Annotated in this window: 17 protein-coding genes and 1 other RNA gene; 16 read left to right on the top strand and 2 right to left on the bottom strand. The window is 74.8% G+C overall.

Annotated elements, in window-relative coordinates:
• Nucleotides 1–13: 13 nt before the first annotated feature.
• The gene (locus AB0K17_RS25775; RefSeq protein WP_365984405.1) at nucleotides 14–3,355 is read right to left on the bottom strand and encodes an FtsK/SpoIIIE domain-containing protein; all 3,342 of its coding nucleotides are present in this window, start codon (nucleotides 3,353–3,355) and stop codon (nucleotides 14–16) included.
• A gap of 194 nt (nucleotides 3,356–3,549) precedes the next feature.
• Between AB0K17_RS25775 and AB0K17_RS25770 the strand changes: the two genes are divergently transcribed.
• The 5 genes from AB0K17_RS25770 (at nucleotide 3,550) to AB0K17_RS25750 (ending at nucleotide 9,690) form a co-directional block, all read left to right on the top strand.
• The gene (locus AB0K17_RS25770; protein WP_365984384.1) at nucleotides 3,550–3,882 is read left to right on the top strand and encodes a hypothetical protein; all 333 of its coding nucleotides are present in this window, start codon (nucleotides 3,550–3,552) and stop codon (nucleotides 3,880–3,882) included.
• Entirely contained in the window at nucleotides 3,870–5,648 is a 1,779-nt protein-coding gene (locus AB0K17_RS25765; RefSeq protein ID WP_365984383.1) for a serine/threonine-protein kinase, read from the top strand. Before AB0K17_RS25770 ends, AB0K17_RS25765 begins: the two co-directional genes overlap by 13 nt.
• Nucleotides 5,649–5,872: 224 nt before the next feature.
• Nucleotides 5,873–7,219 (top strand): serine/threonine-protein kinase, encoded by a 1,347-nt coding sequence (locus AB0K17_RS25760; protein ID WP_365984382.1) that lies wholly within the window; start codon nucleotides 5,873–5,875, stop codon nucleotides 7,217–7,219.
• Nucleotides 7,220–7,322: 103 nt separating this feature from the next.
• Nucleotides 7,323–8,441, top strand: coding sequence for a peptide chain release factor 2 (prfB, locus tag AB0K17_RS25755; RefSeq protein ID WP_344438451.1), 1,119 nt, complete (start codon nucleotides 7,323–7,325; stop codon nucleotides 8,439–8,441).
• A gap of 244 nt (nucleotides 8,442–8,685) precedes the next feature.
• The gene (locus tag AB0K17_RS25750) at nucleotides 8,686–9,690 is read left to right on the top strand and encodes a hypothetical protein (protein WP_365984381.1); all 1,005 of its coding nucleotides are present in this window, start codon (nucleotides 8,686–8,688) and stop codon (nucleotides 9,688–9,690) included.
• 109 nt (nucleotides 9,691–9,799) lie between these two features.
• Here the strand turns inward: AB0K17_RS25750 and AB0K17_RS25745 are convergent, their stop codons facing one another.
• Nucleotides 9,800–9,994, bottom strand: coding sequence for a hypothetical protein (locus AB0K17_RS25745; protein WP_344440101.1), 195 nt, complete (start codon nucleotides 9,992–9,994; stop codon nucleotides 9,800–9,802).
• Between the two features lie 297 nt (nucleotides 9,995–10,291).
• On the opposite strand from AB0K17_RS25745, the gene ftsE reads away from it, so the two are divergent.
• The 11 genes from ftsE (at nucleotide 10,292) to AB0K17_RS25690 (ending at nucleotide 20,908) form a co-directional block, all read left to right on the top strand.
• Nucleotides 10,292–10,981 (top strand): cell division ATP-binding protein FtsE, encoded by a 690-nt coding sequence (ftsE, locus tag AB0K17_RS25740; RefSeq protein ID WP_365970209.1) that lies wholly within the window; start codon nucleotides 10,292–10,294, stop codon nucleotides 10,979–10,981.
• A 30-nt stretch (nucleotides 10,982–11,011) separates the two neighbouring features.
• Entirely contained in the window at nucleotides 11,012–11,923 is a 912-nt protein-coding gene (gene ftsX, locus AB0K17_RS25735) for a permease-like cell division protein FtsX (protein ID WP_344440105.1), read from the top strand.
• A gap of 80 nt (nucleotides 11,924–12,003) precedes the next feature.
• Complete coding sequence (locus tag AB0K17_RS25730) at nucleotides 12,004–13,245, top strand: S41 family peptidase (protein ID WP_365970210.1); 1,242 nt, start codon at nucleotides 12,004–12,006, stop codon at nucleotides 13,243–13,245.
• 18 nt (nucleotides 13,246–13,263) lie between these two features.
• A complete protein-coding gene (smpB, locus tag AB0K17_RS25725; protein WP_365984380.1) occupies nucleotides 13,264–13,749 on the top strand; it encodes an SsrA-binding protein SmpB in 486 nt (161 codons plus the stop codon).
• 99 nt (nucleotides 13,750–13,848) lie between these two features.
• Nucleotides 13,849–14,218, top strand: a transfer-messenger RNA (tmRNA) gene (ssrA, locus tag AB0K17_RS25720).
• Nucleotides 14,219–14,354: 136 nt separating this feature from the next.
• Nucleotides 14,355–15,560, top strand: a complete 1,206-nt coding sequence (locus AB0K17_RS25715) for a hypothetical protein (RefSeq protein ID WP_365984379.1) — start codon at nucleotides 14,355–14,357, stop codon at nucleotides 15,558–15,560.
• Between the two features lie 40 nt (nucleotides 15,561–15,600).
• Nucleotides 15,601–16,182 carry an NAD(P)H-dependent oxidoreductase gene (locus AB0K17_RS25710; RefSeq protein ID WP_365984378.1) on the top strand — a complete coding sequence of 194 codons (582 nt, stop codon included), beginning with the start codon at nucleotides 15,601–15,603 and terminating at the stop codon, nucleotides 16,180–16,182.
• A 140-nt stretch (nucleotides 16,183–16,322) separates the two neighbouring features.
• Nucleotides 16,323–16,922, top strand: a complete 600-nt coding sequence (locus tag AB0K17_RS25705; protein WP_365970214.1) for an ABATE domain-containing protein — start codon at nucleotides 16,323–16,325, stop codon at nucleotides 16,920–16,922.
• A gap of 305 nt (nucleotides 16,923–17,227) precedes the next feature.
• Entirely contained in the window at nucleotides 17,228–17,716 is a 489-nt protein-coding gene (locus AB0K17_RS25700) for a sigma-70 family RNA polymerase sigma factor (protein WP_365970216.1), read from the top strand.
• The gene (locus AB0K17_RS25695) at nucleotides 17,713–18,450 is read left to right on the top strand and encodes a zf-HC2 domain-containing protein (protein ID WP_365984377.1); all 738 of its coding nucleotides are present in this window, start codon (nucleotides 17,713–17,715) and stop codon (nucleotides 18,448–18,450) included. Before AB0K17_RS25700 ends, AB0K17_RS25695 begins: the two co-directional genes overlap by 4 nt.
• A gap of 169 nt (nucleotides 18,451–18,619) precedes the next feature.
• The gene (locus tag AB0K17_RS25690; protein ID WP_365984404.1) at nucleotides 18,620–20,908 is read left to right on the top strand and encodes a UvrD-helicase domain-containing protein; all 2,289 of its coding nucleotides are present in this window, start codon (nucleotides 18,620–18,622) and stop codon (nucleotides 20,906–20,908) included.
• The last annotated feature ends 538 nt before the right edge of the window (nucleotides 20,909–21,446 follow it).

The following is a 21,446-nucleotide window of genomic DNA, read 5'->3' as shown; positions in this document are numbered from 1 at the left end:
TTGCCCCGCGTGGCTACAGCAGCGCCGGTGCCGCCTCCGCGCCCGCCGACTGTGCCGCGCGCTGCAGGGCACTGGCCAGGAGGGCGAGGTCGGTCGGGCCGTTGCCGAGTTCGCGCACCGGGCGGCGGGTGGGCGGGTCGCCCATGCGTTCCCAGTCCAGCGCGACCACGGTCGGGCGCAGGGTCGCCGTCCGGGGGATGCGGCCCGTCACGCGCCCCGCCTGGAACGGCGTCGTCGCGTCGTCGTCGGGCCGCTGCAGCCGGCCCCGGCCCGGGGCGGGTTCGCCGGCGGCCACGCCGTCCGGGCCCGCCGCGGTGCCGCCGGGCGTGTCCGCCGCGGGTGGCGCGATCTCCAGCGTCACCCGCAGCCCGGCCCGTTCGACGGCGGCGGTGTCGGCGGTGCGCTCGGGCCGGCCGGACGCGGCGATCAGGTGGATGCCCAGCCGTTCGCCGTCGCGGGCCACCGCCTCCAGGGCCCGGACCACCGAACCGGCGGCCGGCCGGCCCGTACTGCCCAGCGCCGGCGCGACCAGCGCGTCGTAGTCGTCGACGAGGACGACGAGCCGCGGCAGGGCCGTCTGCGCCGTGCGCACCGGTCCGCCGCGCTGCGTGCGCAGCTTGAGCGTGCCGCTGGACGCCGTCTCCAGGTCCTCGCCGGCGGTGTCCGCCGGGCGGCGCGGTGCGCCGACGCCCGGGTCGGGGGCGGGGTTGCGCTCGTGCCAGCCGGCGAAGTCGAGGGTGCCCAGCAGTTCGGCGCGGCGCTTGAGTTCCGAGCCGAGCGCCTGGGCGAACTCGCGCATCCGCACCGGGTCGGCGGCGGCCAGGTACGTCGAGACGTGCGGCAGGTCGGTGCACACCCGCAGGCCCTCGCCGCGCTCGGCGGCGGCACCGTCGACCAGGACCAGCGAGAGCCGGTCGGGCCGGTCGCCGGCCGCCAGGGAGGCGGCGAGCGAGCGCAGCAGCTCCGTCTTCCCGCTGCCGGGGCCGCCCTCGACGACCAGGTGCGGCCCGTCCGCCGCGACGTCCACGCACAGCGGTCCGTGCGGGCCCGCGCCCAGCACGGCCACCGCCCGTCCGCCGGGCCGGGTGGCCCGGTCGGCGGCGGCCGCCCAGCGCGCCGTGAGCGAGGCCGGGGTGGCGCGGGCCAGGCCCAGTTCGTCCAGCAGGCGCGCCGAGCGCGGCAGTGCCACGGCGACCCGGGAGGCGTGGGCGGGGTCGCCGGAGTTCTCGGCCACGCGCAGCGGGGCGAGGGCCCGGGCGAAGCGTTCGGCCCAGGCGGCGGAGACGGCGGCGACGCCGGCGACGACCGTCGTGCCCGCCCCCGGCTCGGCGCCGGTGCGGTCGATGACCTGCACCACGGTGGCCACTTCGCCGCTGAGCAGGGCGACCGTGCCGCACCGGTCGAAGGCGGGGGAGACCGCCCCGGCCGTGGCGAGCGTGGCCGTCACGGGCGAGGACGGCGTGGCCGCCGGCGCCTGCGCCAGGCACAGCAGGTGGATGCCGACGGCGGGGCCGCAGGCCGCCAGCCGTGCGACCGACTCGCGCAGCCCGGCGGAACCGGGGTCGCCGTCGACGACGACCACGGTGTACGGCCCGCGGTGCCGTTCGGCGGCCGCGGCCACCGCCTCGGCCGGGGCGGTGGCCCAGCCGGTGCCCAGTGGGCCGTCGTCCAGCCGCCGTACGAGCTCGGCCACGCGGGCCTCGGCCTGTTCGCGGTCGTAGGCGAGCAGCAGCCGGCAGTCCTGCCCGTGCACGGGACGGACGTGCGGCAGCCAGCCCAGCCACGACCACTGCGCCACCCGTTCCTCGGCGGGGTGCGCCCGGTCGGCGCTGATCAGGACGAGCTCCAGGGCGCCGGGCGTGTGCAGCGCGGCCAGCTGGGCCAGGACGGACCGGGCCAGTCCCGAGAGCCGCTCCTGCGGCCCCGCCAGCCCCAGGGCGCCCGCGCGTCGCAGGTCCGCGGTCACCGGTACGGACGGCAGCGGCCCGCCGCCGTCGGCCGCGTAGCGGTCGGCGGTGCCCAGGCGCACGGTCAGCAGGTCGGGGTGGTCCGGGCCGCGCTCCCACAGCCGGGGGCCGGGGCCGAGTGCGGTGAGCAGGACGGCGGCCGGGTCCGGCCACCGCTCGCGCAGCACGGCCGCGGCGGAGGGGGTGCCCTGCGGCGCGCCGTCCTCGACGGGGGCGCTCTCGCCGTCGCGCCGCGGCTCCGGGCGCTGCCCGGCGCCGCGGCCGCCCGCCAGGCGGCGGGCCCAGGCCCCTATGCCGCGGCCCCGGCGCCGGCCCTCGGCGGGCTCCGGCGCGGGGTCCGCGTCGCCGTCCGGCGCGGGTCCGGCGAGGTGGGCGAAGCCGGCGGTGCGGCCGACCCCGCCGGGGCCGGGCGGCGGGGCGTCGGGGCCGGTGGCGCCGATGCTGCCGGTGTGCCGCACCGGGCGCCCGGCGGGCGCGGCCGGGCCCTGCTCGGGCACCGCCCAGGACGGCGTGCGCGCGGCCCGGGCGTCGGGCTCGTACGCCCCGCCGCGGGGTACGCCGCTGGGCGGGGTGCGCGTGTCGTCGTCCGGCCGGGGGCCGGGGACGCCCGTACGGCCGGTGCGGGCCTCCCCGTCGCGCGGGCCCGGGACGCGTGCGGGGCCCGCCGCGGGCAGGTGGGCGTAGCCGGCGTGCGCGGCGGTGCTGCCGGCGGGGTGGGCGCCGGCGCCGGGCAGCGGCACCCGCAGGTGCCCCTCGCCGTCGGGCGCGGCCGGCAGGACCGGCGGCGCGCTGCCGGCACCGGTCCCGCCCAGGGTCAGCGTGGACTCGCCCACGTGCACCAGTGCGCCGGGGACGAGCGGGACGGGCGCGGTGCCGACGTCCTCGCCGTCCAGCCGGGTGCCGTTGGTCGAGCCCAGGTCGCACAGGGTGACCGCGCCGTCGTCGGCGACGGTCACGGCGCAGTGCAGCCGGGAGACGTCGGGGTCGTCCAGGGGGATGTCGGCGGTGCTCGACCGGCCGATGCGCACTTCGCCGCCGTGCAGCAGGTGCACACCGCCCGCGTCGGGGCCCGAGACGACGTGCAGGCGGGCGTCGGCCGCGCCGGCGACGGGCGGGTGCTCCGGCCCGGCCGGGGCGCCCAGCGCCAGCACCGCCCCGTCGATCAGCGGCGGCTCGCCCAGGGCGCAGCGCTGGGGGTCCAGGCGCTCGCTGCCGGCGTGCACCACGACGGTGCCGCCGCCGAGGTCCGAGCCGGCCGCCGCCACGGCCGCGGCCAGGCCGCTGGTGACGGCGGCCAGGGCGGTGCCGGCGGGGGCGGTCACGAGCACGTCGCAGGCGCACGTGGCGTGGCCGCTGAGCGGCCCGAGGACGGTCAGCCGGATCTGCATCGCCGTCAACGGTCCCTTCTGCCCGGTGCTCCGGGCGGGCAGAAGGCAAGGCCCCTCCCCGCGCCCGGCACGGGCGCGTCGGCTCGTACAGGTCAGCGCGTCGCCCGGGGGGCTCCCGCTCCCCTTCGGCGGCGCGCGTGCTGGCATGCATCCTCGCACCTGCACGCGGCGACGCGCCCGGCGAGCGTCGATTCGTGATCTTGAACGACCGGACGGGCGCGTCGGCGCTTTCGGTCACGATCGGCGTGCGGTCTGGTTGTTTTGAAAAAGGCCTGGTACGGACCGTTTTCCTGCGGTTGTTGGTGCTGTCGCCGACAGCGGCGGGGCAGGGCGCGGCAACCTTCGGCCGCCGGGTCGCGTCTTTCCCCGGAGCCCCACCGGATTCGTCCGACCGGCGGTCCGGGCGGCGGCACTACAGTGGGCGGAAGGCGAGAGCCGGATCGCTGAGCCCCGGCTTTTTCGATCAGGCACAGCCCGACGAGACCAGTCCGATCACGACCAGGGAGCGCATGACGTGCGGCCGGTAGGCAGCAAATACCTGCTCGAGGAGCCGCTCGGACGCGGAGCCACGGGAACCGTGTGGCGGGCCCGGCAGAGGGAGACGGCCGGGGCCGAGGCGGCCGTGGCCGGCCAGCCGGGCGAGACCGTCGCCATCAAGGTGCTCAAGGAGGAGCTGGCCAACGACGCCGACGTCGTGATGCGCTTCCTGCGCGAGCGCTCGGTCCTGCTGCGCCTGACGCACCCCAACATCGTGCGCACCCGCGACCTGGTCGTCGAGGGCGACCTGCTGGCCCTCGTCATGGACCTCGTCGACGGCCCCGACCTGCACCGCTACCTCCGCGAGAACGGCCCCTTCACCCCCGTCGCCGCGGCGCTGCTCACCGCGCAGATCGCCGACGCCCTGGCCGTCAGCCACGCCGACGGCATCGTCCACCGCGACCTGAAGCCCGCCAACGTGCTGCTGCGCAACGACGGCGGGCAGATGCACCCGATGCTGACCGACTTCGGCATCGCGCGCCTGGCCGACTCCCCGGGCCTGACCCGCACCCACGAGTTCGTCGGCACCCCCGCCTACGTCGCCCCCGAGTCCGCCGAGGGGCGCCCGCAGACCTCCGCCGTCGACGTCTACGGCGCCGGCATCCTGCTGTACGAGCTGGTCACCGGCCACCCGCCGTTCGCCGGCGCGACCGCGCTGGAGGTGCTCCACCAGCACCTGAGCGCCGAGCCGCGCCGCCCCTCGACCGTCCCCGAACCGCTGTGGACGGTCATGGAGCGCTGCCTGAGCAAGCGCCCCGAGGAGCGCCCGAGCGCCGAGAACCTCGCCCGCGCGCTGCGCGTGGTCGCCGCCGGCATCGGCGTGCACGCCTCCCCGGCCCAGGCCGAGGCCGCCCTCGGCGTCGCCGGGCTGCTCGCCCCCGACCCGCAGCCCACCGAGGTGCCCGGTACGGGAGCGGCCGCCGCCGACGCCCAGGCCACCCAGGTGCTGCCCACCGGTTCCGGTGCGCCCGCAGGCTACGACCCCGACGCCGCGACCAGCGTGCTGCCCAGCACGTCGGCCGGCCCCGGCGCCGACCCCACCCAGGTGCTGCCCGCCGGCTCCGGCCCGCGGGGCTCCGCCGATCCCACGCGCGCCATGCCGCCCGTGCCGCCCGGCCCCCCGCAGCAGGGCGAGGAGCCGCACCCCTGGCAGACCCAGCTGCGCGCGGCCCGCGACCGCAACGAGCAGACGCAGTACCTCGACCCCGGCGAGGACCCGCTGCGCCGCCGCCCCACCCGTCGCCAGGCGCCCCAGCCGCCGCAGGCTCCTCAGCAGCAGTACGGCCACCAGCAGTACGGGCAGCAGCCCTACGGACAGCAGCAGTACGGCCAGCAGCCGCCCTACCGGGCCCCGCAGCCGCCCCAGCCCCAGCCGCAGCAGTCGTACACGCCCTCGCGTGCGCCGCGGCACCAGACGCCGCAGCCCCCGCAGGCGTACGCGCCCCAGCCGTACGCCGCCCCGCGGGCGCCGGAGCCGGCCGCCGCGCCGCCGCGCCGGGAGCCGCGTCCGCCGCGGCAGCGCAGTGCCAACCCCATGCACATCCCGGGCCTCGGCTGCCTCAAGGGCTGCCTGTTCATGATCGTCCTGCTGGTGGTCGGCTCCTGGCTGGTGTGGGAGTTCACCCCGCTCAAGGACTGGGTCGCGGACGGCAAGAGCTTCTGGGACGCCACATGGGACTGGGTGACCAGCGTCAAGGACTGGATCAGCGACCTCGTCTCCGGTGGCTCCGGCGGCTCGGAGAGCGTCGTTCCGTAGCCGCCCGGCGGGCCCCGGCGACAGCGTCCCGGGCCCCGGACAGCCCGAATCTGTCGATATGTCGACACCCGAAGGGTGTTTTCTGCCGCAGAAGTGACGGTTGGCGCCGAATCGGAGTCCCCAACTCCCCTCCGGCCGCGTAGCTTGGTCGCCGGCGCGGTCGGCCACTGCCGGCCGCACGCCGAGGCACTGTCGTCGAATGGCGGAGGAGTCGGGGAACAGTCTTGGCACGGAAGATCGGCAGCCGATACACCGCCCACCAGGTCCTCGGGCGCGGCAGCGCCGGAACGGTCTGGCTCGGCGAGGGGCCCGAGGGCCCCGTCGCCATCAAGCTCCTGCGTGAGGACCTCGCCTCCGACCAGGAGCTCGTCGGCCGCTTCGTCCAGGAGCGCGCCGCCCTTCTCGGTCTCGACCACCCCCACGTGGTCGGCGTGCGCGACCTCGTCGTCGACGGCGCCGACCTCGCCCTGGTCATGGACCTCGTCCGCGGCACCGACCTGCGCACCCGCCTCGACCGCGAGCGGCGCCTGGCCCCCGAGGCCGCCGTCGCCGTCGTCGCCGACGTCGCCGACGGACTCGCCGCCGCACACGCCGCCGGGATCATCCACCGCGACGTCAAGCCGGAGAACGTCCTCCTCGACATGCAGGGCCCCCTCGGCCCCGGCGGCGCCCACCCCGCCCTGCTCACCGACTTCGGCATCGCCCGCCTCGTCGACGCGCCGCGCCCGGCCCCGGCCCGCGAGCGCGCCTCCACCGCGGACGGCGCCCGCGTCCCCGCCCAGCGCAGCGTCATCGGCACGCCCGACTACCTCGCCCCCGAGATCATCGAGGGCCTGCCGCCGCGCGCCTCCGTCGACGTCTACGCCCTGGCCACCGTCCTGTACGAGCTGCTGGCCGGGTTCACGCCCTTCGGCGGCGGCCACCCCGGCGCGGTGCTGCGCCGGCACGTCACCGAGACCGTGGCGCCCCTGCCCGGCATCCCCGACGAGCTGTGGCAGCTGATCGTCCAGTGCCTGGCCAAGGCCCCGGCGTCCCGGCTGCGGGCCTCCGAGCTCGCCGCGCGGCTGCGCGAGCTGCTGCCCGGGCTGACGGGCATCCCGCCGCTGGACATCGACGAACCGGAGGACGCCTCCGGCGGGCCCGGCCCCGCCGGCCCGGAGGGCACCCCCGCCCGCCCGGTCGCGGGCGTGCCCGAACCGCGCCGGCGCGGGGCCGTGCCGCTCGTACCCGGCGGCCGGCCCGACTCCAACCGCGACACCCACACCAGCATGCGCGTGCCTGGGCCCGAGGAGCTCGCCGGCGGCGCCCACGGCACGGCCCGGGCGCCCCGGATGCCGGGCCAGCGCCGGGCGGGCTCGGCCCGCCACCGCACGCACGCGGAGGAGGTGCGCAGGCGCCGCATCCGGCTGGGTGCGGCGGCGGTGGCCCTGGCGGCGGTCGCGGGCGTGGGCGGCTGGTTCGCCACGGGCGGCGGGACGGACGCGGGCGACGCGAAGCCGGGCGGCAAGCACTCCCCGGGGATCCACCGCCAGGTCCCTCCGGCGGACCCCTCCGTGGCCCCCCTGCGGTAGGCGGCCTTCGGACCGCAGCACCCCCGGGGCTTTCCGGGGGTGCAGTCCCGGCGAGCGGCAACCGACGGACCGGGGAACCCGGCACAGCCGTTAGGCTGGGTGCGTGGCAGTCGTTGATGTATCCGAAGAGCTGAAGTCCCTCTCCTCGACCATGGCGTCGATCGAGGCCGTTCTGGACCTCGACAGGATGAGGGCCGACGTCGCCGTGCTCGAGGAGCGGGCGGCGGCCCCGTCCCTGTGGGACGACCCCGAGGCCGCGCAGAAGATCACCAGCCAGCTGTCGCACCTGCAGGCGGAGCTGCGCAAGACCGAGGCCCTGCGCAGCCGCATCGACGACCTCGCGGTGCTCTTCGAGCTCGCCGAGGCCGAGGGCGACGCCGACACCTTCGCCGAGGCCGAGGCGGAGCTTGTCTCGGTGCGCAAGGCGCTGGACGAGATGGAGGTCCGCACCCTCCTGTCCGGCGAGTACGACGCCCGTGAGGCCCTGGTCAACATCCGTGCCGAGGCCGGCGGCGTGGACGCCTCCGACTTCGCCGAGCGCCTGCAGCGCATGTACCTGCGCTGGGCGGAGCGCCACGGCTACAAGACCGAGGTCTACGAGACCTCGTACGCCGAAGAGGCCGGCATCAAGTCGACCACCTTCACCGTCCAGGCGCCGTACGCCTACGGCACCCTCTCCGTCGAGCAGGGCACGCACCGCCTGGTGCGCATCTCGCCCTTCGACAACCAGGGCCGCCGCCAGACGTCCTTCGCGGGCGTCGAGGTGCTGCCGGTCGTCGAGCAGACCGACCACGTCGAGATCGACGAGTCGGACCTGCGCGTGGATGTCTACCGCTCCTCCGGCCCCGGCGGCCAGGGCGTCAACACCACGGACTCCGCGGTCCGCCTGACCCACCTGCCCACCGGCATCGTCGTCTCCTGCCAGAACGAGCGCTCGCAGATCCAGAACAAGGCGACCGCCATGAACGTCCTGCAGGCCAAGCTCCTGGAGCGGCGCCGCCAGGAGGAGCAGGCGAAGATGGACGCGCTCAAGGGCGACGGCGGCAACTCCTGGGGCAACCAGATGCGTTCGTACGTCCTGCACCCGTACCAGATGGTCAAGGACCTGCGCACCGAGCACGAGGTCGGCAACCCGCAGGCCGTGCTCGACGGCGAGATCGACGGCTTCCTGGAGGCGGGCATCCGCTGGCGCAAGCAGCAGGAACAGCAGCAGGAGAAGTAAGTAGGACAACCCCCCGCACAGCCGGGCAACCCCACCCTTTCCTTCCTTGACGCTGCCTCAAAAACTGGGAAGGGTGGCGTGCGGCATGCGATCACTGGGGCGTGTGTGGCGGGGGGCGAGCGGCCCGGCTCGGAACGTGACAAGAGAACGTCCTCGGGCCGTCGGATCACGCCGACCCCCGGAGCGCCACTGCCCCGTGCAGAGCTGCTCCAATGACGAGATCAGCTACTGGGGGTAGCAGGCAATGACGAGAAGGACGCGTGTACGCGTCGCGCGAATAGCCGCTGGTGCGGTCATCGCAGCGGGTGCCTCCCTGACGGCCGCGGGTGCGGCCTCCGCCGCCGGGCTCGACGTCGAGATCGGCGGCTTCGGCGTGACGGCCACCGCCGGTGTGGGCGGCCCCGACGACCCGGGTCCCACCACCGGCCCCACCACGATCCCGCAGCCCACGGGCGACCCGAGCACGTCCGGCGGCACCGGTTCGACCGGTGGCACGGGCTCCACGGGCGGTACGGGTTCCACGGGCGGCACCGGCTCGACCGGCGGCTCCGACACCTCGACGGGCGGCACCGGCTCGACCGGTGGCACCGGCTCCACGGGTGGCACGGGCTCCACCGGCGGCTCCGACACCTCGACCGGTGGCACGGGCTCGACCGGTGGCACGGGCTCCACGGGCGGTACGGGTTCCACCGGCGGCACCGGCTCCACGGGCGGCACCGGTTCGACCGGCGGTACGGGCTCCACGGGTGGCACGGGCTCCACGGGCGGCACCGGTTCGACCGGTGGCACGGGCTCCACCGGCGGCACGGGCTCGACCGGTGGCACGGGCTCCACGGGCGGCACCGGTTCGACCGGCGGTACGGGCTCCACCGGTGGCTCCGGTACGACCGGGGGCTCCGGGGACCACGACCACGGCTCCGCCACCGGCGGCACCGGCTCCACCGGTGGCTCCGACGGTGACGCCCACACCTGCCCCGTCGACACCGACGGCAACTGCAACAACACCAGCACCGACAGCGCGGGCTCCCGCCCGGTCGAGCAGGGCAAGCCCAAGGAGCAGCTCACCCAGGTGGGCGACGCCGGCCAGGGCAGCGGCAGCGGCGAGAAGGCCCAGGCCTCGGGCGAGCTGGCCGAGACCGGTGCCGGTCAGACCACATTCCTCGTGGTCGGCGCCGCAACGATGATCGCCGGTGGCATCGGCTTCCGCCTGCTGCCGCGCCTGATCAACAAGGGTGCGGCCGCGGCCTGACCGTATGCACTCGTCCGCTCGCGCACCGTGCGCGGCGCACGACGACCGGGGCCCGGGACGCCATGGCGTCCCGGGCCCCGGCCCATGCAAGCCCTGTGGGCGCGCGCTCCTAGCCGGCGAATCCCCGTGCGAGCACCGTCAGCGCGACGAGCACCACCAGCAGCGCGATCAGCGCCGCCGGCGTCAGGGCGCCGAAGATGCCTTCCTGGTGCTGAAGCCGCTCGCGGCTCGCCCGGCAGACCGGGCACCTGCCCTCACTGACGGGAGCCGCGCAGTTGGCGCACACCAGCCGGTCGCATGTCATGCGAAGTCCTTCCTCCGGTAGGTCCAACGCGCGGGAGAGCCATGCGGTTCCCCTTACCACTGTGCCAGCTTCCCCGCCGTCCGGCGCGTCCGGTCCGGTGACGCGCGAAAAGGGGAGCAAATGTGCTCGGTTTGTCCCCGATGGTGTCGGTCGCCGACGCGGCGCTGACGCCGCCGGGCGGACCCGCCGCCGCGGGCCGACTGCGCGTGCACGGGCGGTTCGGTAGGGTCACGCTCACCGACGGAGCCGCGAAGGCGGACTTCCGTGCCGCTACCCAGGCCGACACGTGGTGCACTCGTGATCCGATTCGACAACGTCTCCAAGACCTACCCCAAGCAGAACCGACCGGCACTCCGGGACGTCTCCCTCGAGGTCGAGAAGGGCGAATTCGTCTTTCTCGTCGGATCCTCGGGTTCCGGGAAATCCACGTTCCTGCGCCTTCTGCTGCGCGAGGAGCGGGCCACCCACGGACAGGTGCACGTGCTGGGCAAGGACCTGGCGCGGCTGTCCAACTGGAAAGTGCCGCACATGCGCCGGCAGCTCGGCACCGTCTTCCAGGATTTCCGGCTGCTGCCCAACAAGACGGTGGCGCAGAACGTGGCCTTCGCGCTGGAGGTCATCGGAAAGCCGCGCGGCGAGATCCGCAAGGCCGTGCCGCAGGTCCTGGAACTGGTCGGGCTCGGCGGCAAGGAACAGCGGATGCCCGGCGAGCTCTCCGGCGGTGAGCAGCAGCGCGTGGCGATCGCCCGGGCGTTCGTCAACCGCCCCCTGCTGCTGATCGCCGACGAGCCGACCGGCAACCTGGACCCCCAGACGTCCGTGGGCATCATGAAGCTGCTGGACCGGATCAACAGGACCGGCACCACGGTCGTCATGGCCACCCACGACCAGCAGATCGTCGACCAGATGCGCAAGCGCGTCATCGAGCTCGAGCAGGGCCGTCTCGTGCGCGACCAGTCGCGCGGCGTCTACGGCTACCAGCACTGACACCGCACGGAAAGGCACCGGGAAGACGCCATGCGCGCCCAGTTCGTCCTGTCGGAGATCGGCGTCGGTCTCCGCCGCAACCTCACGATGACCTTCGCGGTCATCGTCTCCGTCGCGCTCTCCCTCGCCCTCTTCGGCGGCTCGCTGCTCATGCGCGAGCAGGTGAGCACGATGAAGGGCTATTGGTACGACAAGGTCAACGTCTCCATCTACCTCTGCAACAAGAACGACGCGGAGTCCCAGCCGGCCTGTGCCAAGGGCGCGGTCACGGAGGAGCAGAAGAAGCAGATCCGCGCCGACCTGGAGAAGATGCCGGTCGTCCAGAAGGTCCAGTTCGAGACCGCTGACGAGGCGTACAAGCACTACAAGGAGCAGTTCGGCAAGTCGCCGATCGCCGGCTTCCTGACCCCCGACCAGATGCAGGAGTCCTTCCGCGTCAAGCTCAAGGACCCCTCCAAGTACAAGGTCATCTCCAGCGCCTTCTCCCAGCGGGCCGGCGTCCAGGAGGTCGAGGACCAGCGCAAGACCCTCGAACCGCTGCTCAACCTCCTCAACGGCATGAACCTCGCCGCGCTGGGCGTCATGGCGCTGATGCTCGTCGTGGCCCTGATGCTGATCGTCAACACCGTGCGCGTCTCGGCGTTCAGCCGCCGGCGCGAGACCGGCATCATGCGCCTGGTCGGCGCCTCCAGCTTCTACATCCAGATCCCCTTCATCATGGAGGCCGCCTTCGCCGGGCTGCTGGGCGCCGGTTTCGCGGGGGTGCTGCTGGTGTGCGGCCAGTACTTCCTGGTGAACAACTGGCTCGCCCACCAGATCGACGTCGTGCAGTTCATCGGCTGGGACGCGGTGCTCACCAAGCTGCCGCTGGTGCTGGCCATCGGCCTGCTGATGCCCGCGCTGGCCGCCTTCATCGCCCTGCGGAAGTACCTCAAGGTCTGACACCCGCAGCGGATCCGCGCCGAGGGCGCCGTACGGTCAACTCACCGTACGGCGCCCTTCGGTGTCCTAGACTCACGCGCATGCCCGGCCTCACGAGGAGTGTCACGGCGTACGTCCCGCCGCGCCGCGTCAGGCGCGCGGGCGCCCTGACGCTGGTCTTCGCGGGCGTCGTCGCGGCCGGCGCGGCCACCGGCGCCTGGGGCGTGGTCTCCCGGCCGCACCAGGGGCCCACCACCTTGGCCCGCGACGGCGACCGCACGGTCGCCCGGCCCGCGGGTTCCCTGCCCGCGGCCCGCGGCGGGGTCGACCGCGACCCGCTCGACGACGCCGCCGCGCGGGCCCGGGAGGACGGCAAGTCCGGTACGGACGCCGCCGCCGAGGTCCTCGGCCGCAGCGGCGACACCTGGAGCGCGGTCTACAGCGCCCGGGAGTACGAGGGGTTCGCGCTCGCCCTCGACGGCGCCTACGTCGGTGTCGGCCTGACCGTCCGGCGCGCGGGCGGCGGGGTGATCGAGGTCGACGGGGTCCGCCCGGGCGGGCCGGCCGAGCGGGCCGGCATCGTCCCCGGCGACCGCCTGCGCACCGTCGACGGCGCCGAGGTGACCGGCCGGCCCGTCACCGAGGTGGTCTCCCTGCTGCGCGGCCTGACCCCCGCCGGCGCCGGCTCCGGCGTGCGCCTCGGCCTGGAGCGGGACGACCGGCGCTGGGAGCGCACCCTGCACCGGGAGCGGCTGGTCACCCCGAGCGTGCAGGTCGAGCGGGTCGACGGCGAGGACGAGGCGGCGCCCGCCACCGTGATCAAGGTGGCGGCCTTCACCCGGGGCACCGGCGAGCGGGTGCGCGACGCGGTGCGCGCGGCCGCGCCGGGGGAGGGGGTCCTGCTGGACCTGCGCGGCAACTCCGGCGGCCTGATCACCGAGGCCACCACGGCCGCCTCCGCCTTCCTCGACGGCGGCCCCGTGGCCACGTACGACATCCGGGGCCGGCAGCACGCGCTGCGGGCCGAGCCGGGCGGGGACACCCGCCGGCCCCTGGTCGTGCTGGTCGACGGCGGCACCATGAGCGCCGCGGAGCTGCTGGCCGGGGCCCTGCAGGACCGCGGCCGCGCGATCGTCGTGGGCGCGCCCACCTTCGGCAAGGGTTCGGTGCAGATGCCCACGCGGCTGGCCGACGGCTCCGTGGCCGAGCTCACCGTGGGCCACTACCGCACGCCGTCGGGGCGGGCCGTCGACGACAGCGGCATCGTGCCCGACCTGGTGGTGCGCGGGGACGCCGAGCACCGGGCCCGCACAGTATTGAGTGGCCTCGGGGGCGGGTCGTAGTGCGAGAATGACGACGCTATGGCTAAAGAGACAGGTCGCAAGCTGATCGCGCAGAACAAGAAGGCGCGGCACGACTACCACCTCCTGACCACGTACGAGTGCGGCCTGGTGCTCACCGGCACCGAGGTCAAGTCGCTGCGCCAGGGCCGGGCCTCCCTGGTGGACGGCTTCGTCCACATCGACGGCGGCGAGGCGTGGCTGCACAACGTGCACGTCCCGGAGTACAGCCAGGGGACGTGGACGAACCACAGCGCCCGGCGCAAGCGCAAGCTGCTGCTGCACCGAGCGGAGATCGACAAGCTCGCCTCGAAGGCGGACGAGACGGGGCACACGATCGTGCCGCTCTCGCTGTACTTCAAGGACGGCCGGGCCAAGGTCGAGATCGCCCTGGCCAGGGGCAAGAAGGAGTACGACAAGCGGCAGACCCTGCGCGAGAAGCAGGACCGCCGCGAGGCCGACCGCGCCATCTCCGCGGCCCGCCGCCGCCAGCGCGCCAAGGGGTGACCCCGCGGGGAATACGCTGGCACCGTCGTGCGTTGGTCGCGTACGATGGGCGCATCGCACACCGGCAGGTACGGGGTGCGCACCTTGAAAAAACAACATGGGGATGATCGGTTTCGACAGCGGATGTCGAAGCAGGGGAAGCGAGCCGAGGAAGCGGCAATGATCTCGTAAACCATATGTCGCAACCAATAATCGCCAACACCAAGCGCGATTCCTTCGCCCTCGCTGCCTAAGTAGCGACTTGCGAAGTGTCAGCCCGGGACTGTTCCCGACCCGGATCCTGGCATCATTGAGGGAACTAAACCACTAGGCCCGGCCACGGGGCCTGGTGGGAAACCACACAGTGGCTGAGCCCGTCGGAGACTTGTCCGTGTGATCTCCGGGGCCGAGAAAATCGCAGCGGACTGCGCTCGGAGAAGCCCTGGTTCCGCACCGTTGGACGCGGGTTCGATTCCCGCCATCTCCACTCATCCCATGGTGGAAAAGCCCCCGGCCCGAAGGCCGGGGGCTTTTTCGCATGCCCGGACAGGTCTCGACGGGCGGTACGCCGGGGAGAAGCTAGCCGGGGCGCGGAACGACAGGGGGTGCCCGTGAAGGCGGAGCGGATGCGAGCGGCTCTCGCGCTGGCGGGCGCGGGGGTGCTGTGGCTGGGCGTGCAGGGCGGGCCGGCCGTCGCCGCCGGCGAGAGCCCGGGCGGGGTGCACCTGCTGCTGGGCGGCGCCTTCGGCAGCCGGCCCGGCGAGCTGATCGACGTCGACGTGCGGGGGCTGCTGCCCGGTGCCAAGCAGGTCACCGTCACCTCGCCCGTCTTCGCCCGGCCCGTGCGCCTGGCGCGGTACGGCGACGCCGGCGGGCGCGGTTTCCACGCGCGCCCCGCGGTGGCGACGCGCGCCGCGCCGGGCACGTACCCGCTGCGCGTGCACGCCGGTGGGCGGGTGGTCGCCGAGGACCGGGTGCGCGTCGAGGCGGCACGCCGGCCACTGTTCACGGTCTCCGCCCGGGGGCAGGTGCGGCCGGGGGAGCGGCTCGGGCTGTTCTTCGATGATCTCTACCCGGGCGAGACGGGCGATGCCTTCACCGTCACCTCGCCCGCCCTGCGCTCACCGGTGCGCCTGCGGCACGATGCGCGCGGCGTGGACTGGCACAACCCGCGGATGTTCACGGCGCCGGCCGTCGTGGCGCCGGAGGCCGCGGACGGCACGTACAAGGTGACGCTGACCGGGCCCGGGGGCCGCAGGATCGCCGAGCGGCCGCTCGCGGTGCGCGCGGCCCGGCCGGGGGACGGCGACTGGACCGGCAGGGTGCGCGGACCGTCCTTCTTCCGCCCCTCCGCCCACCCTGAGGACGCCCGCGCCGCCGGCCAGCGGGTCGCGGCCGGCGGCACCGTCAACGTCCTGTGGCGCGACGCCTCACCCGATCCGGGGGAGGAGGAGAGCCTGACGGCCACCTCGCCCGCCTTCGAACGCCCCGTCGCCCTGCGGCGGGACGACAGCAAGGCCGGCGACGGCGACGACCCCCGCTACTACGGCGCGGCCCGCGTCCGCCGCGCCCTGGCGCCGGGGAGCTACCCGGTGACGGTCGTCAGCCACCACGGGCGCGTCCGGCGTACGGGGCAGCTGCTGGTCACCTCGCCCGCGGCCGCCACCGTGACGCCGGCCGCGCACGGCGGCCCGGACCGCACGACCCTGGTCGTGACCGTGGTGGCGGCCGGTACGGGGGCCGCCGTGCTGGCCGCGGGAACGGTCGGACTGGTGCTGCGCCGCCGCCGGCGACCGCGGGTCGCGCAGGACTCAGGGGACGCTCCGTCATGAGGCCGGGAATCGACTTGCGTTGAGCGGTGTTGACCAACGCATGATCGAAAATGACCGGAGCTCCGGCTTCGAGGGCCGCAGATTTCTCTTCCTCCTGGGCAGCGGTCGCGAAGGCGGCAACACCGAGGCGCTCGCCCGCCACGCCGCCGCCCAGCTGCCGCAGGACGTCCCCCAGCGCTGGCTGCGCCTGAGCGAGCACCCCCTGCCCCCGTTCGAGGACCCGCGCCACACCGCGACGGGCGTCCCCGCCGAGCTGACCGCCTCCGAGCGCCTGCTGCTGGACGCGACCCTCGACGCCACCGACCTCGTCATAGCCTCCCCGCTCTACTGGTACAGCGTCTCCGCCTCCACCAAGCTCTACTTCGACCACTGGGTGAACTGGCTCGTCCTGCCCGACGCGGACTTCAAGCAGCGGATGAACGGCCGCACCCTGTGGGGCGTCACCGCCGCCAACGGCGCCGCAAAGCCCGGCATCACCGACTCCCTCACGGGCATGCTGAGCGCCTCCGCGGAGTACATGGGCATGCGGTGGGGCGGCGCCCTCCTCGGCCAGGGCAACGCACCGGGCGACGTCGAGGCGGACAACGACGCCCTCCTGGCGGCCAAGTCCTTCTTCTCCTAGGGCCTGTCGGGCGGGTCTTCGCCCCGCGCCCCTGACGGAGCTTCACGCCTTTCCCGCACGGGCCGTTCTTCCCGTGGGCCGTGCCACGGGGGCACCCTGGAGGCGCGGGGCAGGATCCGTGAGGGGAAAGGGTGACACCCATGGCACCGGCAGCGGCCCCCGGCGGCCCGTACGGCCTGCGGTTCGACTGCGGCAGACTCTGCCTCGACCTGCTGGCCACGGCACAGCCCGAGGAACGGCTCGACAGCCCCCGCCGGTTGCGCGCCTGGCTCCTCGGCGCCGGCATCGTCCCGCACGGCACCGCCCTGGAGGCGGTGGACACCGCCTGGCTCGCCCGCTTCCGGGCCGCCCGCGCGGTGCTGCTGCGCGTCGTGCAGGACGAGGTCGACGGCCGGGCCACTGACCCCGACCTGCAGACGGTCAACGCGCTCGCCGCCGCGGCGCCGCCCGCGCCGCAGGCCGGCCGCGACGCGGGCGGCCTGCTCGTGCGCAGCCTCGCCGGGGCGGTGGACTGCGACGCCCTCCTCGGGCAGATCGCCCGGGACGCCGTCGAACTGCTCACCGACCCCGCCGCCCGCGGCCGGCTGCGTCGCTGCGCGGGCCGCAGCTGCTCCCTGGTCTACCTCGACACCTCGCGCGGGCGCCGCAGGCGCTGGTGCTCCAGCGAGGTGTGCGGCAACCGCGAGCGGGTGGCCCGGCACCGGCGCCGGGCCGGCACCGCTCAGGAGACGAACAGGTAGTCCGCCGCCCACGGCACGGCGCCGGTGGAGCCCCGGCGCGGGGCAGTGCCGATCTGCGGCCGGCGCGATCGGCCACCACCCCCAGCGCCCGGGAGCAACGGCACTGCGTCCGCGGGTGCGCCGTGGCCTCTCGCGCAGTTCCCCGCGCCCCTTCGGGGCGTCGTGGTGCCGCACGACGAAGCCGCCCGCCGCTGAACGGCCGCCGCCCGCCGCCCGTACTCCCTCCCGACGCGCTATCGACCCAGGGGGAAGACGTGCGCAAGGATGCCGCCGTGGCCGACAGGACCAGTCCCGACGAGGACCTCATGCGGTCCCTCTACGCCGAGCACGCCGGCCCGCTGCTGGGCTTCGTGCTGCGGCTCGTGGCGGGCGACCGGCAGCGGGCCGAGGACGTCGTCCAGGAGACCCTGCTGCGCGCCTGGCGCAACGCCGACCGGCTGCGCGGCGCCACCGGCTCCGTACGGCCGTGGCTCGTCACCGTCGCCCGGCGCATCGTCATCGACCACCACCGCAGCCGGCAGGCCCGGCCGCCCGAGGCCGATGCCGCGCCCCTCGAACTGCTGCCCGCCGCCGACGAGATCGACCGGGCCCTGCGCCTGATGACCCTCTCCGAGGCCCTGGGGGACCTGACCGCCGCCCACCGAGAGGCCCTCGTCGAGACCTACTTCAAAGGACGCACCGTGAGCGAAGCCGCCGAGGCCCTCGGCATACCCGCCGGTACCGTCAGGTCCAGGGTCTTCTACGCCCTGCGCTCGCTGCGGCTCTCGCTCGAGGAACGAGGAGTGACGGCATGAACCGCCCGGCAGCACCGGACCCCGGGCACACCGCGGTCGGCGCCTACGCCCTCGGCACCCTGGACGAGGCCGAGGCCGCCCGCTTCGAGGAGCATCTCGCCGGCTGCGAGCGCTGCGGCGCCGAGCTCGACGGGCTCATGGGCCTTACCCCCCTGCTCGCCGACTTCAAGGAAGCCGCCCCCGACCCGGCCGTCCCGATCCCGCAGCCGCCCCCGCGGATGCTGGACGCGCTGCTCGACGAGGTCGGCGCCGTGCGCCGCGCCCGCCGGACCCGCCGGCTGTGGCTCGTCGCCGCGGCCGCCGCGCTGGTCGTCGCCGGCCCGCTGGCCGGAGCCGCCCTGACCGGCCACGACACGCCCGGCCACAGCGGGATCGGCGCCGCGCGGCAGATGTACGAGGAGGGGGACAAGAAGGGGGCCGTCGACCCCGCCACCAAGGTCGACGCCACCGTCTCCCTGCAGGACAAGCCCTGGGGCACCCACGTCGCCCTCCGGCTGGGCAACGTCAGGGGCCCGCAGACCTGCGACCTCGTCGCCGTCGGCCGCGACGGGCAGGAGCAGACGGTGACCACCTGGGCCGTCCCCGCGCCCGGCTACGGCCTGGACAACGGCGACAAGGCGGACCGGGAGCCCCTCTACACCCATGGCGGCGCCGCCTTCGCCCGCGCCGACATCGCCCGCTTCGAGGTCCGTACGCTCGACGGCCACCGCCTGGCGACCGTCCCCCTGGAGTGATCCAGCGCGTTCCGTCAACGGGTGACACTCGTGGCAAACCCCTCATGTCCTGACAGGTGCGTCGGCACCCCTGTTCGCGTACGGTTGACGGCTGCCCTACGCACAGCAGAAGGGGGCCTGGGTGGCCGCGCAGAACGCCACGGACGCGCGAGTGGCGACAGGACCGGCGATGGAACCCGACGGGGTCCGCGACCGTGAGATCGGTGCCGAACAGCACCATCTGGACCGGGTGTACCGGCGTCTCGAGGAGAAGATCCACGAGGCGGAGTTCCTCATGGACGACGCCGCCAAGCGCGGCCAGGTCGGCACGCCGGGCGCGCTCGCCGAACGCGACGCCCAGGTGTTCCGCGCCGGCGTCCACCTCAACCGGCTGAACAGCGAGTTCGAGGACTTCCTCTTCGGCCGCATCGACCTGCTGCGCGGCAAGGACGGCAAGAAGGGCCCCGACGGCGCCTACACCTCCGTCGAACCCGCCGACGACGCCGTCCAGGGCGAGCGCGCCGAGATCGCCGAAACCCTGCACATCGGCCGCCTCGGCGTCCTCGACGCCGACTACTCCCCGCTCGTCATCGACTGGCGGGCCCCGGCCGCGGCGCCCTTCTACCGCGCCACCCCCGTCGCCCCCGGCCGCGTCGTGCGCCGCCGCGTCATCCGCTCCAAGGGCCGGCGCGTCCTCGGCGTCGAGGACGACCTGCTGCGCCCCGAGCTCACCACCACCCTCGACGGCACCGAGCTGCCCGTCGTCGGCGACGGCGCCCTCATGGCCGCCCTCGGCCAGGCCCGCAGCCACACGATGCGCGACATCGTCTCCTCCATCCAGGCCGAGCAGGACCTCGTCATCCGCGCCCCCGCCGCCTCGGTCACCGAGGTCGAGGGCGGCCCCGGCACCGGCAAGACCGCCGTCGCCCTGCACCGCGCCGCGTACCTGCTCTACCAGGACCGCCGCCGCTACGCCGGCGGCATCCTCGTCGTCTCCCCGACCCCGCTGCTCGTCGCCTACACCGAGGGCGTCCTGCCCTCCCTCGGAGAGGAGGGCCAGGTCGCCATCCGCGCCGTCGGCTCCCTCGTCGACGGCGCCGAGGCCGAGGTGTACGACGAGCCGGCCGTCGCCCGCGTCAAGGGCTCCTCCCGCATGGTCAAGGTGCTGCGCAAGGCCGTCCGCGGCGCCCTGGAGATCCCGCCCGCCGGCACCGAGGTGCCCGAGCGGCTGCGCGTCGTCGCCTTCGGCGCCCGCATCGAGCTCGACGCCGAGGACCTCGGGCGCATCCGCCAGAGCGCCCTCGGCGGCACCGCCCCCGTCAACCTGCTGCGCCCGCGCGCCCGCCGGCTGATCCTCGACGCGCTGTGGTCCCGCGCCGGCGGCCCCAGGCGCTACACCGACCCCGAGCTCGCCGCCGAGGCCCGCTCGGCGTTCGACGAGGACATCACCACCGAGGACTCCTTCACCGCCTTCCTCGACGCCTGGTGGCCCGAGCTCACCCCGCGCCGGGTGCTGGCCTGCCTCGCCGACGACAAGAAGCTGGGCCGCTTCTCCCGCCGGGTGCTGGCCCCGCGCGAAGTGCGGCTCGTGGCCCGCTCGCTGCGCCGCCTGGACGCCGCCGGCACCGGCCCGCTCTCCGTGCACGACGTGGCCCTCCTCGACGAGCTGGAGACCCTGCTCGGCGTGCCGCCCCGCCCCCGCCAGCCCCGCGAGGCGGACCCGCTGGACGCGCTGACCGGCCTGGAGGAGCTGATGCCGCAGCGCTCCGAGACCCGCCGCGAGCGCGCCGAGCGGCTGGCCCAGGAGCGCCGCGACTACGCCCACGTCATCGTCGACGAGGCCCAGGACCTCACGCCCATGCAGTGGCGCATGGTCGGCCGCCGCGGCCGGCACGCCACCTGGACGATCGTCGGCGACGCGGCCCAGTCCTCCTGGTCCGACCCCGACGAGGCGTCCGCCGCCCGCGACGAGGCGCTGGGCACCCGCCCCCGCCGCCGCTTCGAGCTCACCGTCAACTACCGCAACCCCGCCGAGATCGCCGAGCTGGCCGCCAAGGTGCTGGCCCTGGCCATGCCCGGCATGCGCGCACCCCGCGCCGTGCGTTCCACCGGCATCGAGCCCCGCTTCACCGTGGCTGGCGACGACCTCGCCGGCTGCACCCGCGAGGAGGTGCTGCGCCTGCTGGCCGACGTCGAGGGCACGGTCGGCGTGGTCGTCCCCATGGGCCGGCGCGAGCAGGCCCGCACCTGGCTGGCCGGCCTCGGCGAGCGGGTCGTGGTGCTCGGCAGCCTGGAGGCCAAGGGCCTGGAGTACGACGCGACGGTCGTGGTCTCGCCCGCCGAGATCGCCGACGAGTCCCCGGCCGGCCTGCGGGTGCTCTACGTGGCCCTGACCCGCGCCACGCAGCGCCTGACGGTGCTGTCGGGGGAGCGGGACGAGCCGGACGAGCACGGGGTGCCCGACCTGCTGCGGGACTGACGGGGCGGGGCTGCGGGGCCGGGTGCGCGCCTGCGCCATCCGGCCCGATCGCGGCACCCGATCTGAGGTTCTGCGGGTGGAAGGCCGCCTGACGGAATGACTTCGCGGGCGGGTTTGTTAGCCTGGATGCGACACCGGCTCGATCCAAGCCCCCGGGCCCAACCTTAGTCGCTACGAGCGACCACTTGCCGCGAGGCGAGCATGGCGGGTCGGTGTCGTCAGACGTGGTACGACGGGCGTTCTTTCCTCGGATTTTTTCCAAGGAAAGGACGCCCGTCGGCATTTTTTCCTTCCTTGTTACGGAAGGTTTCTTCCAAAAATCGAGGCTGGTTACCCCCTACCGGCCGGTAGGTGGGACGATCGGACGTCTCGCACCCTGGTGCGGGATGTCGCGTCTTCGTGACGCACGCTCCAGCGAAACAAGCGAAAGCAGAGGAAAGCGGCCATGGCAACGGCGCCTAGCGTCTCGTACTCGATGACGGTCCGGCTGGAGGTTCCTGCGAGCGGGACCGCGGTCAGCGAGCTGACCACGGCCGTG

The sequence above is a fragment of the Streptomyces sp. NPDC049585 genome (assembly GCF_040675615.1).
GTDB lineage: Bacteria > Actinomycetota > Actinomycetes > Streptomycetales > Streptomycetaceae > Streptomyces > Streptomyces luteosporeus.
This window is presented reverse-complemented; position numbering and strand designations above follow the sequence as displayed.

Excerpts from the sequence above, each read along its gene's own strand:
- AB0K17_RS25775 (WP_365984405.1), bottom strand. The coding sequence starts at position 3,355 with ATGCAGATCCGGCTGACCGTCCTCGGGCCGCTCAGCGGCCACGCCACG.
- AB0K17_RS25750 (WP_365984381.1), top strand. The coding sequence starts at position 8,686 with ATGACGAGAAGGACGCGTGTACGCGTCGCGCGAATAGCCGCTGGTGCG.
- AB0K17_RS25745 (WP_344440101.1), bottom strand. The coding sequence starts at position 9,994 with ATGACATGCGACCGGCTGGTGTGCGCCAACTGCGCGGCTCCCGTCAGT.
- ftsX (WP_344440105.1), top strand. The coding sequence starts at position 11,012 with ATGCGCGCCCAGTTCGTCCTGTCGGAGATCGGCGTCGGTCTCCGCCGC.
- AB0K17_RS25730 (WP_365970210.1), top strand. The coding sequence starts at position 12,004 with ATGCCCGGCCTCACGAGGAGTGTCACGGCGTACGTCCCGCCGCGCCGC.
- smpB (WP_365984380.1), top strand. The coding sequence starts at position 13,264 with ATGGCTAAAGAGACAGGTCGCAAGCTGATCGCGCAGAACAAGAAGGCG.
- AB0K17_RS25715 (WP_365984379.1), top strand. The coding sequence starts at position 14,355 with ATGCGAGCGGCTCTCGCGCTGGCGGGCGCGGGGGTGCTGTGGCTGGGC.
- AB0K17_RS25710 (WP_365984378.1), top strand. The coding sequence starts at position 15,601 with ATGATCGAAAATGACCGGAGCTCCGGCTTCGAGGGCCGCAGATTTCTC.
- AB0K17_RS25705 (WP_365970214.1), top strand. The coding sequence starts at position 16,323 with ATGGCACCGGCAGCGGCCCCCGGCGGCCCGTACGGCCTGCGGTTCGAC.
- AB0K17_RS25700 (WP_365970216.1), top strand. The coding sequence starts at position 17,228 with ATGCGGTCCCTCTACGCCGAGCACGCCGGCCCGCTGCTGGGCTTCGTG.
- AB0K17_RS25695 (WP_365984377.1), top strand. The coding sequence starts at position 17,713 with ATGAACCGCCCGGCAGCACCGGACCCCGGGCACACCGCGGTCGGCGCC.
- AB0K17_RS25690 (WP_365984404.1), top strand. The coding sequence starts at position 18,620 with ATGGAACCCGACGGGGTCCGCGACCGTGAGATCGGTGCCGAACAGCAC.